Here is a 14,775-nt window from a genome sequence, read left to right on the forward strand (position 1 = left end):
GTGTTTACTACTACTGGTGTTTTCACACGCATATTATTCAAAAGGTAGCTTGATTATGAAGTTTGTTCCCGCTCCTAATTGGCTTGTTACTAGAATAGAACCGTTATGCAATTCTACAATTTCCTTTGCAACAGCTAGCCCGATGCCTTTTCCGCCTGTAGCTCGTGTTCTAGATTTATCAACACGATAAAAACGGTCAAAAATATGCGGGATATCTTCTTCAGGAATACCTTCACCTTCATCTTGTACACTTATTGTAAAAGAATCTGTTTCCATGAGTACACGTATCGTAATGGATGTGTTTTCTGGCGAATGTTGATAAGCGTTGTGTAATAAATTTAACATAACTTGTTCCATACGTCTTTCGTCTATACAAACTTCTAAATCATCTTTGCAATATACATGAAGTTGCATTTGCTTATTCGTTAATGTTGTTTTTGTTTTTTCAACCATTCGTTCTAAAAATGGCTGAAGAAGCACTTTTTGTTTTTTTATAACAAATTGGTGTTGTTCTAATTGTACAAGCATAAATAAATCTTGGACGAGATCGGTTACACTATCCGTTTCATCCTCAATGATTTGTAAGTATTCTTCTCGCTCCTCTTTTGTTAAAGAGTCTCTCTTTGCTACCTTTGCATAACCTTTCATATAGGTCAATGGAGTTAATAGTTCATGAGCGACACTAGCGAGAAATTCATTGCGCTCTTTTTTCATATACGTAAGTTCACTCGATAAATCTTCAATTGTTTTTGCTAAACTTCCGAGTTCATCATTCCGTTTAATACCTAATTGAATTGGCTTATTTAATTTTGACATTTTTTCTGTCGCTCTCTTCATTTTTACAAGTGGTTCTGTAATAACGCGTGAAAAAACAAAGACAGAAATTGTTGTTAAAATAATTGTTAAAACGCTAATGATAAGAAATTGGTTCATGAGTTTAAGTAACATATTTTCTAGGAAAGATGTTTTTAATAGCATATATAGCTTTCCTTGAAACTTTGTTGTGTTAAGTGGGCTTACTGTTGTGATGAACTTTGATTTTTTCCAGTTCCTTTCAACGACCAATCCGCCGTCTGGGACAGTTTCTGTTTTACAAGTAAGTTGTTTTTGCATATCTTTTGTTACGGGTTCTGAGGTGGAAATAATTTTGCCGTTATGGTCAGTAATAATGATAGCTATATCGGAGTTAGAAATTGATTCCGATTCAACTAAGTGTGCAGCCTCATTCGTAATATCGAATTCAGGATACACAGGGCGTTTAGGACTTTTATTATGTTCAGCGTGTTTCATTTCTTTATAATATTCATCCCGTCTCTCGCGGCTTTTAATTTTTTTACTATAGCGATTACCTTTCTCTAAAAGAGCATCTGTTTCCTCTACAATACGCATTTTTGAAAGGCTTTTATAAAAAGATACGAAAGCAATTGTTTCAATACATAAAGCTAATATTAAAAAGTATGTCCCAATTTTAAGGGAAAGTTTACTCATTTTTTCACCATACCTTATTCATAATAAAGAGTCAGTGGTATACGATTTCCCACTGACCGAAGTAATTATTCACTTTTCCATTTATATCCGACTTTATAGACCGTTTCTAGGTAATCTTCAATTGGAAATCCTTTTTTGCGTAGTTTATCACGGATATTACGAATGTGTGAATCAATTGTTCTATATTCGATATCTGTTTCATAGCCCCAAATTTTTTCGATTAAATCATCTCGGCTATAAGCACGGTTTGTATTTTGCAAAAATAGTCCGAGTAACGAAAATTCGATAGGAGTTAATGAGATTTTTTCATCATAAACTGTGACAGTATGTTTCGTTTTATCCCACTCAATACCATTGAAACTAACAAAGCCATCTTTTTTTGTACGGCGTAATATAGCCTCGATTCGTGCGACTAATACATGCTCATCAAATGGTTTTGTAATATAATCATCTGCGCCCATCGTGAGGCCTTTCACCATATCGTAGTTTTGATTACGAGCTGTTAACATAATGATAGGAACATTGGAAATTTGACGAATTTGATAGCAAGTATCCCATCCATCCATATTTGGCATCATAACATCTAATAAAATAATATCGAATTCTTTTTGTTCGATTAAATTTAGTGCTTCAAGGCCAGAGGTAGCTTTCATGCAAAAATAGCCGCGAGGGCTTAAGAACAGATCTAATAATCGTAACATACGTTCTTCATCGTCTACTAATAAAATTTTTACCATAATCTTGTGCACCCCAAACTGTTCATTCTACTTGTATAGTTTACATGAAAATAATAAAAAACTCTTTTTATGTGATTGAGTGGAAGAGTTATTTTTCGCTCAGAGTAATTGACATAAAAAATGCACTAGTTTTGCACAACTATTTTTTATAATAGAAAACGTAGCGACACAAAATACCCTATGTTGCGACATAACGTCATGTCATTTTATTTATAAAATGACAATTCCATTCTATTGTGTATGTGAGATAGAGAGGGTTTTCGTATTCACCTCGCATCGGATAAGAAAAATTTCCTATCTCACACTTTTTTTAAAAGGAGATCATACACATGAATTCAAAAGAAGAAATTTCAAAAAAAGAAAAGCAAGATCGTAATACGGTTGTCATGTGCGTTGCCGTATCTATGGTTATTATTATAAGTTGCGTAAATAAAATTTTGGGGATTTTATAATATAAAAAAAGCTGATTGCTTCTTAAGAAGCAATCAGCTTTTTTCATTGTTAGGGGAGTATTCCTATATGATAAACCAAGGTAAAATTGCTAACCCAGAAGTTACAATTGCTGTAGTAAATATTAAAAGCATAGCTCGTTTGTTTTGTTTCATGTCACATTCTCCTCTACATATCAAGTACATGCGATCGGCGTGGGATGTAGTTCCCCACTGAGTAAAGTTTCACTTTATATTTTTAGTATAATGAATGGTAAGGATTGGTACGATCGATAAAGGTGACATGAAGATTACATTGTTGTAATGCAAAAAAACATCTTTCTTATTAAGAAAGATGTTTTTGGAAAACTCCCCCGCTATTTGTGGGCAGTAACTCCCATCTTAAAATTCAGCGAATGCGAGGGAGTTAGGTGGGCGATAACTGCCCGTAAAAGCCCGATTGGTTCAGCTAATACTCAGTGGAGGATGGAAAAATCACCCACTGAGTAAAGTTTCACTTTATATTGAAGTATTAATCATTTAAGAACAGAACCATATGTTCCTCGTCCCAATATTGACCGTTATGTTTTAATGAACGCTCTTGTACGCCGTAAGTTTGGAAACCTAATGACTCATATAATTTTTTTGCTGCATCGTTACCAACTACAACATCGAGCATAAGTTGTTCTACATGTAATTTATCGGCATTTTCAATAATTGCTTTAATTAGAGCTCGTCCTGCTCCAAGGCCACGCGCTTTTGGAGAAACAAAAACGGAACCGATTTTTGCTTTATGTTCTTGTTTAATAAATGGTTTTGTTTCTAAAGTAGCGATACCAATTAAATCATTATCTTTGAAGACACCTAGAGTATACTTATCCGGATTGCTTAATCGTTTAGCCATAGCAGCCACAGGATTTTCATGTTTAAGAACATCTTCATAAGAAGAGCTAAAAGCTTCCGGATTCTTCGTTAAACCTTCCATACAAACTTTTAAATATATTTCTGCGTCCTCTGTTGTTAATAAGCGAATTTCCATAGTTGTAACCTCCCTGGTGGATTTCAAATAAATCCATTACTTTTATAAGATTGAGTATATGTTTTGTTAGTATTCTCTTTTAATTTGTAAAAGAATGAAAAGATATATGCTACAATGTTTTGTTTTAATTATGTAATGAAATTATATATTAACTTTGTTAACTATTCAAGTGTTTAATATGTTACATTTTTATAACTAAAATAACTCCTCGATTGAGGAGTTATTTTTTAAACATTGGATTGATAGCCATCAATTCGTTTTGGATGTGTGTAAATATTACAAGATTCATTTCTAATAAACCCTACGACTGTAATGCCTAAATCATGGGCAAGTTGCAATGCCAGTTTTGTTGGAGCGGATTTAGATAGAACAATTTCACATCCGATTTTTGAAACTTTGAGTAAAATTTCGGATGAAATACGTCCGCTAAATGCGATGATTTTTCCTTTAATGGATATATCGTTACGCAAACAATGACCATATATTTTATCTAATGCATTATGTCTTCCAATATCCATTCTTGATAGGAGGATATTGTTTCGATCACATAGCGCGGTATTGTGAACACCGCCAGTTTGGCGAAATGTAGTAGAAGATTGTTGCAAGGTATTCATTAAGTGAAAGCATTCTTCAGGAGTAATTTTTACATGTATATCATGTAAGTCTTTTGCTTTTGCTGCGTCGTTTACGAAAATAAAACCTTGTCTACCTTTTCCACAGCAAGAAGTGATGTATCGTTTATTATATAAAGTTTGATAGAGCGGATTCACTTTTGATGATTTTACATGGACAATTCCGTTATCTTTTTGAACCCATAGTTCTTCAACATCTTTATAGGAAGAAATAATCCCCTCAGAAATTAAAAAACCAATTACCATATCTTCAATATAATTTGGTGTGCATACGACTGTTACATATTCTTCACCATTCAACTTAATAGTAATAGGAGATTCTGTAACAATCTCATCAAGCCGTTTTGAAAATGTACCAGATTGATAGCGTACAATTGTATAAGTCTCTTGCGTAGGCCCCATATTAAATTCCCCTTTTATATGTATTTCTCTCCCACATTTATCATAAAACAATGGGAAAAATAAAAACACCTATTAACAAGAAGAGCACAGATTATTTTGGTTATTATTGTATATGTACGATATAATAGAACTGTAGAATAGTGATAATTTCAAGCTTTCGTAGTTATACCTTATAACATCTAGAATCGACTTCATAAGAAAGTATTTGGGTAGAGCGTTTCAAAAATATGTACAGTAATGCGATTTTGAAAACGGATTCATAATTGTGTTGTACAGTTGGTTGTAAGGAGAGGGGAAACTATGGCAGAACAGACAGTCCGTGTAACCGTCGATGGTAAAGAATTTTCTGCATCAGGTGAAAAGACGATACTACAATTATTTAACGAGAGTAATTTGGAACATCCTCAAATTTGTCATGTACCAGAAGTAGATCCAATTCAAACTTGTGATACGTGTATTGTAGAAGTAAATGGAAAGTTATTGCGTGCTTGTTCAACGAAATTAGAGAACGGTATGCATATCGAAAGACAGTCCCAGCGTGCAAAAGAGGCACAGACTGAGGCAATGGATCGAATATTAGAGAATCATCTACTGTATTGTACCGTTTGTGATAACAATAATGGTAACTGTAAAGTCCACAATACAGTACATATGATGGGAATTGAGGAACAGAAATATCCGTATGAGCCAAAAGTAAGTGCGTGTGAAGTGGATATGTCACATCCGTTTTATCGGTATGATCCAAATCAATGTATTGCTTGTGGGCAGTGTGTAGAAGTATGTCAAAACTTACAAGTGAATGAAACTATATCGATTGATTGGAGCTTAGACCGTCCACGTGTTATATGGGACAATGGTGTAAGTATAAATGACTCATCTTGTGTAAGTTGTGGGCAGTGTGTAACAGTATGTCCATGTAATGCGTTAATGGAAAAAACAATGCTGGGTGAAGCTGGATTCATGACAGGATTGAAACAGGATGTGTTAGATCCGATGATTGATTTTGTAAAGGATGTAGAACCTGGATATAGTAGTATTTTAGCAGTTTCAGAAGTAGAGGCTGCGATGCGTAAGACGAAAGTGAATAAAACAAAAACAGTTTGTACATTTTGTGGTGTAGGTTGTTCATTTGAAGTATGGACGAGAGACCGCCACATTTTGAAAGTACAGCCTGTTTCAGATGCGCCGGTTAACGGTATTTCCACATGTGTAAAAGGCAAATTTGGATGGGATTTTGTAAATAGTGAAGATCGCATTACGAAGCCATTAATTCGCCAAGGAGATATGTTTGTTGAAGCTTCATGGGAAGAGGCTCTTGAAGTTGTTGCATCCAATATGCAGCATATTAAATCAGAATATGGAAGTGATGCATTTGGATTTATTTCTTCTTCGAAAGTAACGAATGAAGAAAATTATCTTATGCAAAAACTAGCCCGTCAAATATATGGAACGAATAATGTAGACAACTGTTCCCGTTATTGTCAATCTCCAGCAACAGACGGTTTATTTAAAACTGTCGGTATGGGCGGGGACGCTGGAACAGTGAAAGATATTGCGGAAGCAGGCCTTGTCATTATCGTTGGAGCAAATCCAACAGAAGGACATCCTGTACTTGCAACGCGTGTAAAACGTGCACATAAATTACATGACCAAAAATTAATTGTGGCAGACCTTCGTAAACATGAAATGGCAGAGCGTGCGGATTTATTCATTCATCCGCGCCAAGGAACTGATTACGTATGGCTCGCTGGTATTACGAAATATATTATTGATCAAGATTGGCACGATAAAAAGTTCATAGCTGAAAATGTGAAGAATTTTGATGAATATAGCAAAATGGTAGAAAAGTATACGCTTGATTATACAGAAGAAATCACGGGGATTTCGAAAGAAAATCTGAAAGAAATGGCTCGTATGGTATATGAAGCAGATGGTACTTGTGTACTTTGGGGAATGGGTGTAACTCAAAATACTGGAGGAAGTACAACTTCAGCAGCAATTTCAAATCTATTGCTTGTTACGGGTAACTATCGTCGTCCTGGTGCAGGAGCATACCCATTACGCGGACATAATAACGTACAAGGCGCTTGTGATATGGCAACATTACCAAACTGGCTTCCAGGTTACCAAGCGGTTTCAGATGATGCGCTCCGTGCGAAATTTGAAAAAGCATACGGTACTACAATTCCGAAAGCACCAGGCTTAAATAATATTGCAATGTTACTTGCGGCAGATGAAGGAAAACTGCGTGGTATGTATGTTATGGGTGAAGAAATGGCTTTAGTAGATTCGAATGCCAACCATGTACAACATATTTTAGCGAATTTAGATTTCCTTGTTGTTCAAGATATGTTCTTATCGAAAACAGCTCGTTTTGCTGATGTTATTTTACCAGCGGCACCAAGCTTAGAAAAAGAAGGAACGTTTACAAATACAGAGCGCCGCATTCAAAGATTATATGAAGTATTGAAGCCGCTTGGTGATTCAAAACCAGACTGGTGGATTTTACAAAAAGTAGCTCGTGCACTTGGCGGGGATTGGAATTATGAAAGTCCAAGTGAAATTATGGACGAAATCGCGTCACTTGCACCGTTATACTCTCAAGCAACGTACGACCGTCTAGAAGGATGGAATAGTTTATGTTGGGGTAGTCATGATGGTAGCGATACACCGCTATTATATGTAGACGGATTTAACTTCCCAGATAAACTCGCTCGTTTATCATTAGATGAATGGGTACCACCAGTTGTAGCACCAGATGAGTATGATTTACTTTTAAATAATGGTCGTATGTTAGAACATTTCCATGAAGGAAATATGACGAATAAATCGGCTGGTATTTTATCTAAAGTATCTGAAGTGTTCGTTGAAATCTCCCCGGAACTTGCCCTAGAGCGCAATGTGAAAGATGGTGGTCTTGTAGAATTAGCATCACCATTTGGGAAAATTAAAGTACAGGCACTTGTTACAGATCGTGTAACGGGGAAAGAGCTATATTTACCGATGCATGCAACGGTAAATGAAGAGGCAATCAATATTTTAACTGGAACGGCGACAGATCTTTATACGTGTACACCAGCGTATAAACAAACGATGGTAAAGATGCGTGTACTACGTGAAAAAGGGAAGCGTCCGTTACCATCTTCAAACCCGAGAGATAAAAAGCGTAATCCGCAAAATGGTGTTGAAATCCAGCAAAAATGGCAAAGAAAACAATACGTATCACTTGTGGACTAGGGGGCGGAGATAGTGGCGAAAGAAATTACTGTAATTAAAAAGAAAGTTGTAACAGAGGAAGAACAGAAACAGCAAGTAGCAGATGAACTTCTAAATGAGCTATCTAATAATCGTGAAGCAGTAGAAGAAACGATGCAGCTTTTAGCACAGTTGCAGAAGGCTGGTATATTAGATGCAGCAATTAGTTTACTTGCTGCGAAGGAAGATGTTTCAAAAATCGCTGTGGAGCAATTAAATCGTGAACCAGTTAAAAATGCACTCAACAATATGATGGGGGCAGGAGAAGCGTTATCTTCAGTTGATCCAGAAATAACGAAGCAAATTACGTCAAGTTTAGTTACAGGATTGCAATTTGCAACAGATGAATTAAATAGTGGTAAAAAAACAAAAGTAATGGATTTCTTTAAAGTATTAAAAGATCCAGATATCAATAGAGCTATTACATTCGGTTTTAGCTTTTTGAAAGCATTTGGACAAGGCCTAGAGAAAAAATAGAATAAATGAAAAAGTGATGGGAAGTAGCCATCACTTTTTTCATTATATGTATAAGAGTGTTCATGTTAAGCGGAATATATTATTATTAAAAAGATGGATTAGAACTTGAAATATGGAATCCATCTCAAATACCGTTTTAGAATTTGGAGGAATATATGCAACACCGTAAAAAACTATCTATACCAGGAGTAATGAGACATTCCTTTCAAACAGTTAAATTTGCTTTTTGGAATGTATTAACTTTTCAACTTGCTTATAAATTATTAGCAGCGATTGTGTTTGTTCCACTATTTGGAATCATTTTTAATAAGTTATTGTATTTTGCTGGTTATGCAAATGCGACAAATGATGAATTATTAGCGTTTTTAAAGACGCCTTATGGCATCTTAGCAATCGTAATTTTATCATTGTTAGCACTGTTTCTTATCTTTACAGAATTTGCAGTGCTTATTATTATTTCGTATTTCGCTCATAAAAGACAGAAGGTGAAATTACGTCCGATTTTATATAAAACGGTAACGTATTTACCTACTCTTTTCACATATTGCTTACCAGGATTTATTTTATATGCTGTCGTATTGTTGCCTCTTTTAAATATGGGATATGAAACGGCATTAATCCCGCAAATTCAAATTCCTAACTTTATTACAGGAGAACTGTTTAAGACAACGATGGGACAAGTTGGTTATTACACGTTCTTTGCTGTAGTCGCGTATTTGAATCTTCGATGGATTTTCGTTCTACCCATTGTTGTTTTAGAGCAAAAACCATTTCGCGTGGCAGCACGTAAAAGTGCAACTTTAGTAAAGGAAAGCTTTTTTAAAGTACTATTCTTTTTAGTAGGATTTTTTATTTCAATTGGAATTGTATATGTCGTGTTTTTGGGAATATATTTATTGTGCCTATGGGGTGTTTATGAATTTACAAACCCGAAAGGAACATTTGCATTATTAGCTGAGTCAACGATTTCTGTATTTTTAACGAGCACATTGTATTTATTCAGCTTTATCGTGACGCCATTTTATATTATGGCGATTACGCGATTATACTTACAAAAGGTACCGGTTGAGGATGTTTTATTAGAAGAAGGATTAGATTATTCGAAAACGAAAGCAGATAAATGTTTCTTCCAAAAACATCGTTGGAAATTCATTGGCGTATACATTGTAGGAATTATTACTGCCGGAATGGTCGTTGCTTTCATTGTAACGTTTATTTCAAATTCATATAAAGAACCGATTATTATGGCGCACCGCGGGTATATATCAAAAGGTGTAGAAAATACGAAAGAAGCTGTGCAAGGTGCTATTGATGCAAAAGCAGACTACGCTGAAATAGATGTATTACAAACGAAAGACGGTGAACTAGCGGTTATACATGATTTGAAGCTGAAACGTCTCGCAAATGCCAATGTGCATGTGTCAGATTTAACGATGGCGGAGTTAAGGCAACTTACCCTTAGTCAAGATGGACTTTCAGGACAAATAAGTACACTTGATGAAATCATTAAGCTAGCAAATGGCAAAATCAAACTTAATATAGAAGTGAAGCTTCATGGGGGCGAAAAAGATTTTGTAAACAAAGTCTTAAAAACGATTAAAGATAATGAATTTGAGAAGCAATGTGTAATTCAAACGTTACACTATCCACTTATTAAAGAGTTTAAGCGTGCAAATCCAGATATAAAAGTAGGGTATATATTGTATGCAAGTAGAGCTAACTTAAAGAATGTGAAGGCTGACTTTTACGTAGCAGAAGAATATATGTTAAATAAGAAATTAGTAAAAGAAGCAAGGAAGTTAAACAAACCAATTTACGTATGGACAGTAAATGATATGGAAAATTTAAAGGCATATTATAAGTTGAACGTAGATGGTATCATAACCGATTACCCTGAAGATGCACGTGAAACAATTAAGATGTTAAAAGAGCAAGAAGCGGAAGAAAGTGATCTGTTTGATAAAATTACTGAAACGACAGATGATTTATTTTCTAAGTTATTTATAAGTTACCCAGCTGCTAGCTAAATGCTAGCAGCTGTTTTTTTGAAAAGAATATATCTCTAAAGTATTGAGTAAAATAATAACTGTATATGTATACGTTATCGCTTAGGTTTCTTACATTGTTAAATTATTGTCAAATAATAAAAGGTTGCTGTTTATTTTGAAGAGGTATAATAAAAATAGAGTGATAGATAATGAAATGTCACGAAACCCCCAATAGAATCAATGTTTTATATATTTACACTATTCTAAATATATAAACTTTATAAAAATGGTATGTTAGCGTTTTCATAACTTTTAAGTTATGCTAGAATAAGGACATAAGTTATTAATTATTACAAAAAGAAAAAAGAATCTCTTTTTTCTGTTAATTATAAGGGGGCATTTCATTATGCGTATTGGGGTACCAGCAGAAATTAAAAACAACGAAAACCGTGTGGCAATGACACCAGCAGGTGTTGTACATTTAATTCGTAACAATCACGAAGTATTCATTCAAAAGGGTGCAGGTTTAGGATCTGGTTTCACAGACGCTCAGTATGTGGAAGCGGGAGCAAAAATTGTTGATACAGCTGAAGAAGCTTGGAACATGGAAATGGTTATGAAAGTTAAAGAACCAATTGAAAGCGAATACAAACACTTCAGTGAAGGCTTAATCTTATTCACATACTTACACTTAGCTCCAGAGCCAGAATTAACAAAAGCTTTAATCGAGAAAAAAGTTGTTTCTATTGCATATGAAACAGTACAATTAGAAAATCGTTCATTACCATTACTTGCACCTATGAGTGAAGTAGCTGGTCGTATGGCTGCACAAATTGGTGCACAATTCCTTGAGAAGAACAAAGGCGGTAAAGGTATCTTACTTGCAGGTGTTCCAGGGGTTAAACGTGGTAAAGTAACAATCATCGGTGGTGGACAAGCTGGTACAAATGCTGCTAAAATTGCAGTTGGACTAGGTGCGGATGTAACAATCATCGACTTAAGCGCAGAACGTCTTCGTCAATTAGATGACATTTTCGGAAACCAAGTAAAAACTTTAATGTCTAATCCTTACAATATTGCAGAAGCTGTTAAAGAGTCTGATCTTGTAATCGGTGCAGTATTAATCCCAGGTGCAAAAGCTCCAAAACTTGTAACAGAAGAAATGATTAAATCAATGGAACCAGGTTCTGTTGTTGTAGATATCGCGATTGACCAAGGTGGTATTTTCGAAACAACTGATCGTATTACAACTCATGATAACCCAACTTATGAAAAACACGGCGTTGTTCATTATGCAGTTGCAAACATGCCAGGTGCGGTTCCACGTACATCAACTCTTGCATTAACAAACGTAACAGTACCATATGCAGTACAAATTGCTAACAAAGGCTACAAAGAAGCTTGCCTAGGCAACACTGCACTATTAAAAGGTATTAACACATTAGATGGCTATGTAACATTTGAAGCAGTTGCAGAAGCTCACGGTGTAGAGTACAAAGGTGCTAAAGAATTATTAGAAGCAGAAACAGTATCTTGCTAATAGAAGCATTATACAAAACAAAATCGAACAATATATAAAACAACATGATAAGAGCTAAGAGTGAAGATCTCTTAGCTCTTCTTGGCAAAAGGGGGCATACATCGTGGCCAACCTATTTAAAAAGAAATCCGTTACGCAATTGTTAGGGGAGAGTAAAAGTAAAACTTTGACGAAAACGCTAGGGGCATTTGACCTAACAATGCTAGGGATTGGTGCGATAATTGGTACAGGAGTTCTAGTATTAACTGGATTAGTAGCAGCAAGAGATGCTGGTCCAGCAGTTATTTTTTCATTCATGATTGCAGCCATCGTTTGTGGATTTGCAGCATTATGTTACGCAGAGGTTGCTTCTACACTTCCTGTTTCAGGTAGTGTGTACACATACTCATATGCAACAATTGGCGAGTTTGTAGCTCATTTAATGGGATGGACATTACTATCCGTATATGTTGTAACGACTGCCGCAGTAGCTGGCGGATGGACTGGTTACTTCCATAACTTAGTGAGTGGATTAGGGCTTGAAATTCCAAAAGCACTGCTAACGATTCCGTCTCAAGGTGGTATGGTGAATTTACCAGCAGTTATCGTTACATTAGTTATAACTTGGTTATTATCAAGAGGTACGAAAGAAAGTAAACGCGTGAATAACATAATGGTATTAATTAAAATTGGTATCGTTGTTTTATTCATTGCAGTTGGTGTATTCTACGTGAAACCAGAAAACTGGATACCATTTGCACCGTACGGTTTAAGTGGAGTTTTCGCGGGGGGAGCAGCAGTATTCTTTGCTTTCTTAGGATTTGATGCATTAGCAACTTCTGCTGAAGAGGTAAAAAATCCGCAACGTGATCTACCGATTGGTATTATCGCTTCGTTAGTCATTTGTACAATCATTTATGTTGTAGTTTGTCTCGTTATGACGGGGATGGTTTCTTATAAAGAATTAGATGTACCAGAAGCTATGGCATATGTGTTAGAAGTTGTAGGACAAGATAAAGTAGCTGGTATAATCGCAATTGGAGCTGTAATTGGTATTATGGCAGTAATTTTTGCTTACATTTATGCAACGACACGTGTATTCTTCGCGATGAGCCGTGACGGTTTATTGCCAGAATCTTTCGCGAAAATTAATAAAAAGACAGAAGCGCCAACATTTACAGTTTGGTTAACAGGAATTGGTAGTGCTTTAATTGCTGGATTTATCGATTTGAAAGAATTGTCGAATTTAGCGAATATTGGAGCGTTGTTAACATTTGCGATGGTTGGTGTGTCAGTTATTATTCTTCGTAAAACACATCCAAAATTACAACGTGGATTTATGGTACCACTTGTACCGATCTTGCCGATTATTTCGATTGCATGTTGTCTATTCTTAATGGTAAATCTACCATTAAAAACATGGATGTACTTCGGTGCTTGGTTAGCAATTGGAGTAGTTGTATACTTTGTTTATTCGAAAAAACATAGTCATTTAAAAGACGATGGAAGTTCGCAGGATAATTTAGAACAAGCTAATTAAAAGGGATATAAGTATAGTAAGCCTTGTGCGTCTAGGGAGCGCGCAAGGCTTTTTCTTTTGTTGAAATAAAGGGGATGTATATTACTTTGTTGAATTTTTATGTCGGAATATGAAAAAAGGGTGGGGGCAAAATGGAAGAAACAAAAGTTGTTGTTGGAGCAGAGGGTTATAATAATAACCCTGGTTGGTTACATACGAATGAAGAAGAATTAAATTTATTACGGAGAGAAACTTGGCTTGATAAATTTCAACCTAATTCTTTATCAGTAATTTTGGCAGAACATGTATGGGAGCATTTATCATATGAAGAAGGAATTGAAGCTGCAAAAATTTGTTATGAGTTTTTAATAGAGAATGGATATATTCGTTGTGCAGTACCAGATGCATTTTTTCCAGATGAAGAATATCAGCAAGGAGTACAAGTAGGTGGACCTGGTCCATTAGATCATCCTGCAGCAAGCCATAAAATTGTTCATAACTATAAAACAATCACATCCATGTTTGAATCAGCAGGTTTTCAAGTGAGGCTCTTAGAATACTGTGATGAGAATGGTAAGTTTCACTATAATGATTGGAATGAGAAAGATGGATTTATTTATCGTTCGAAACGTTTTGACCATAGAAATCGGGATAATCAGTTAGGATTTGTTTCTTTAATTGTGGATGCGGTAAAAAATGAAAAGTAAGTAAAAAGGGGTGTGCGAATTGTGCATCCTTTTTTGTATGAGAATATAGAGAGTGCGGAAAATATGTATACGATTTATTAAAATGTGAACGGAATGTTCATAAAAAAATTCAGATTTCATTGACACATATGAGTGGGCGCTCATATAATAAGAGTATAAGATATATGAATGATTGTTCATATGTTCAATTAAAGAGGTGAGCTATTATGGCTGGAAATAAAGTAGAAACACCACAAGAGACATGTTCTCAAACGATAATTCATGAAGAAGTTGTAGAGCAAGTAAAACAAACAATTCCAACTGATGAAAGTTTAAGTAAAGTAGCAGAACTATTTAAAGTATTAGGTGACCGTACACGTACGAGAATATTACATGCGCTATTTGAAGCTGAAATGTGCGTTTGTGATTTAGCTTATTTATTAGGAATGACACAATCATCTATTTCGCATCAGCTTCGTGTGTTAAAGCAAGCGAAACTTGTGAAGAATCGTAAAGAAGGAAAGGTTGTTTATTATTCGTTAGCTGACCAGCACGTAATTCATATCTTCGAGCAAGCGTTTGAACACGTAAACGAAGAAGAATAA

At 35.3% G+C, this 14,775-nt stretch carries 12 protein-coding genes; 8 read left to right on the plus strand and 4 right to left on the minus strand.

The features are described 5' to 3' along the window. Positions 1 to 33: 33 nt before the first annotated feature. Together NST27_RS02955 and NST27_RS02960 are read right to left on the minus strand one after the other, a co-directional pair. Positions 34 to 1,488: a HAMP domain-containing sensor histidine kinase gene (locus NST27_RS02955; protein ID WP_000041027.1), complete on the minus strand. Its 1,455-nt coding sequence runs from the start codon at positions 1,486 to 1,488 to the stop codon at positions 34 to 36. Positions 1,489 to 1,553: 65 nt separating this feature from the next. Beyond that, positions 1,554 to 2,225, minus strand: coding sequence for a response regulator transcription factor (locus tag NST27_RS02960; protein ID WP_000238959.1), 672 nt, complete (start codon positions 2,223 to 2,225; stop codon positions 1,554 to 1,556). Positions 2,226 to 2,554: 329 nt separating this feature from the next. On the opposite strand from NST27_RS02960, the gene NST27_RS02965 reads away from it, so the two are divergent. Next, positions 2,555 to 2,677, plus strand: coding sequence for a hypothetical protein (locus NST27_RS02965; protein ID WP_001085006.1), 123 nt, complete (start codon positions 2,555 to 2,557; stop codon positions 2,675 to 2,677). A 508-nt stretch (positions 2,678 to 3,185) separates the two neighbouring features. Here NST27_RS02965 and NST27_RS02970 read toward each other — a convergent pair. Next, entirely contained in the window at positions 3,186 to 3,692 is a 507-nt protein-coding gene (locus NST27_RS02970; RefSeq protein WP_000405883.1) for a GNAT family N-acetyltransferase, read from the minus strand. A 227-nt stretch (positions 3,693 to 3,919) separates the two neighbouring features. Continuing rightward, complete coding sequence (gene fdhD, locus NST27_RS02975; protein WP_000529244.1) at positions 3,920 to 4,726, minus strand: formate dehydrogenase accessory sulfurtransferase FdhD; 807 nt, start codon at positions 4,724 to 4,726, stop codon at positions 3,920 to 3,922. A gap of 300 nt (positions 4,727 to 5,026) precedes the next feature. Here fdhD and fdhF point away from each other — a divergent pair, with 300 nt between their 5' ends. The 7 genes from fdhF to NST27_RS03010 all read left to right on the plus strand — a co-directional run bounded on the left by fdhF (position 5,027) and on the right by NST27_RS03010 (position 14,775). Next, complete coding sequence (gene fdhF, locus NST27_RS02980; protein ID WP_047385597.1) at positions 5,027 to 7,963, plus strand: formate dehydrogenase subunit alpha; 2,937 nt, start codon at positions 5,027 to 5,029, stop codon at positions 7,961 to 7,963. A gap of 12 nt (positions 7,964 to 7,975) precedes the next feature. Then, complete coding sequence (locus NST27_RS02985; protein WP_001040540.1) at positions 7,976 to 8,458, plus strand: DUF1641 domain-containing protein; 483 nt, start codon at positions 7,976 to 7,978, stop codon at positions 8,456 to 8,458. A gap of 155 nt (positions 8,459 to 8,613) precedes the next feature. Beyond that, positions 8,614 to 10,485 carry a glycerophosphodiester phosphodiesterase gene (locus tag NST27_RS02990; RefSeq protein WP_001164705.1) on the plus strand — a complete coding sequence of 624 codons (1,872 nt, stop codon included), beginning with the start codon at positions 8,614 to 8,616 and terminating at the stop codon, positions 10,483 to 10,485. A 367-nt stretch (positions 10,486 to 10,852) separates the two neighbouring features. After that, complete coding sequence (ald, locus tag NST27_RS02995) at positions 10,853 to 11,986, plus strand: alanine dehydrogenase (protein WP_001219744.1); 1,134 nt, start codon at positions 10,853 to 10,855, stop codon at positions 11,984 to 11,986. 103 nt (positions 11,987 to 12,089) lie between these two features. Next, entirely contained in the window at positions 12,090 to 13,505 is a 1,416-nt protein-coding gene (locus tag NST27_RS03000; RefSeq protein ID WP_001284890.1) for an amino acid permease, read from the plus strand. Between the two features lie 131 nt (positions 13,506 to 13,636). Beyond that, a complete protein-coding gene (locus NST27_RS03005) occupies positions 13,637 to 14,191 on the plus strand; it encodes a class I SAM-dependent methyltransferase (RefSeq protein WP_047385599.1) in 555 nt (184 codons plus the stop codon). A gap of 206 nt (positions 14,192 to 14,397) precedes the next feature. Then, positions 14,398 to 14,775 carry an ArsR/SmtB family transcription factor gene (locus NST27_RS03010; RefSeq protein ID WP_000918378.1) on the plus strand — a complete coding sequence of 126 codons (378 nt, stop codon included), beginning with the start codon at positions 14,398 to 14,400 and terminating at the stop codon, positions 14,773 to 14,775.

The organism is Bacillus sp. FSL W8-0770 (assembly GCF_038008705.1).
Classification (GTDB): Bacteria; Bacillota; Bacilli; order Bacillales; family Bacillaceae_G; genus Bacillus_A; species Bacillus_A cereus.

Coding starts and splice junctions, on each gene's coding strand:
- NST27_RS03010 (WP_000918378.1), top strand. CDS start 14,398: ATGGCTGGAAATAAAGTAGAAACACCACAAGAGACATGTTCTCAAACG.
- fdhF (WP_047385597.1), top strand. CDS start 5,027: ATGGCAGAACAGACAGTCCGTGTAACCGTCGATGGTAAAGAATTTTCT.
- NST27_RS02970 (WP_000405883.1), bottom strand. CDS start 3,692: ATGGAAATTCGCTTATTAACAACAGAGGACGCAGAAATATATTTAAAA.
- fdhD (WP_000529244.1), bottom strand. CDS start 4,726: ATGGGGCCTACGCAAGAGACTTATACAATTGTACGCTATCAATCTGGT.
- NST27_RS02990 (WP_001164705.1), top strand. CDS start 8,614: ATGCAACACCGTAAAAAACTATCTATACCAGGAGTAATGAGACATTCC.
- NST27_RS02955 (WP_000041027.1), bottom strand. CDS start 1,488: ATGAGTAAACTTTCCCTTAAAATTGGGACATACTTTTTAATATTAGCT.
- NST27_RS02965 (WP_001085006.1), top strand. CDS start 2,555: ATGAATTCAAAAGAAGAAATTTCAAAAAAAGAAAAGCAAGATCGTAAT.
- ald (WP_001219744.1), top strand. CDS start 10,853: ATGCGTATTGGGGTACCAGCAGAAATTAAAAACAACGAAAACCGTGTG.
- NST27_RS02960 (WP_000238959.1), bottom strand. CDS start 2,225: ATGGTAAAAATTTTATTAGTAGACGATGAAGAACGTATGTTACGATTA.
- NST27_RS03005 (WP_047385599.1), top strand. CDS start 13,637: ATGGAAGAAACAAAAGTTGTTGTTGGAGCAGAGGGTTATAATAATAAC.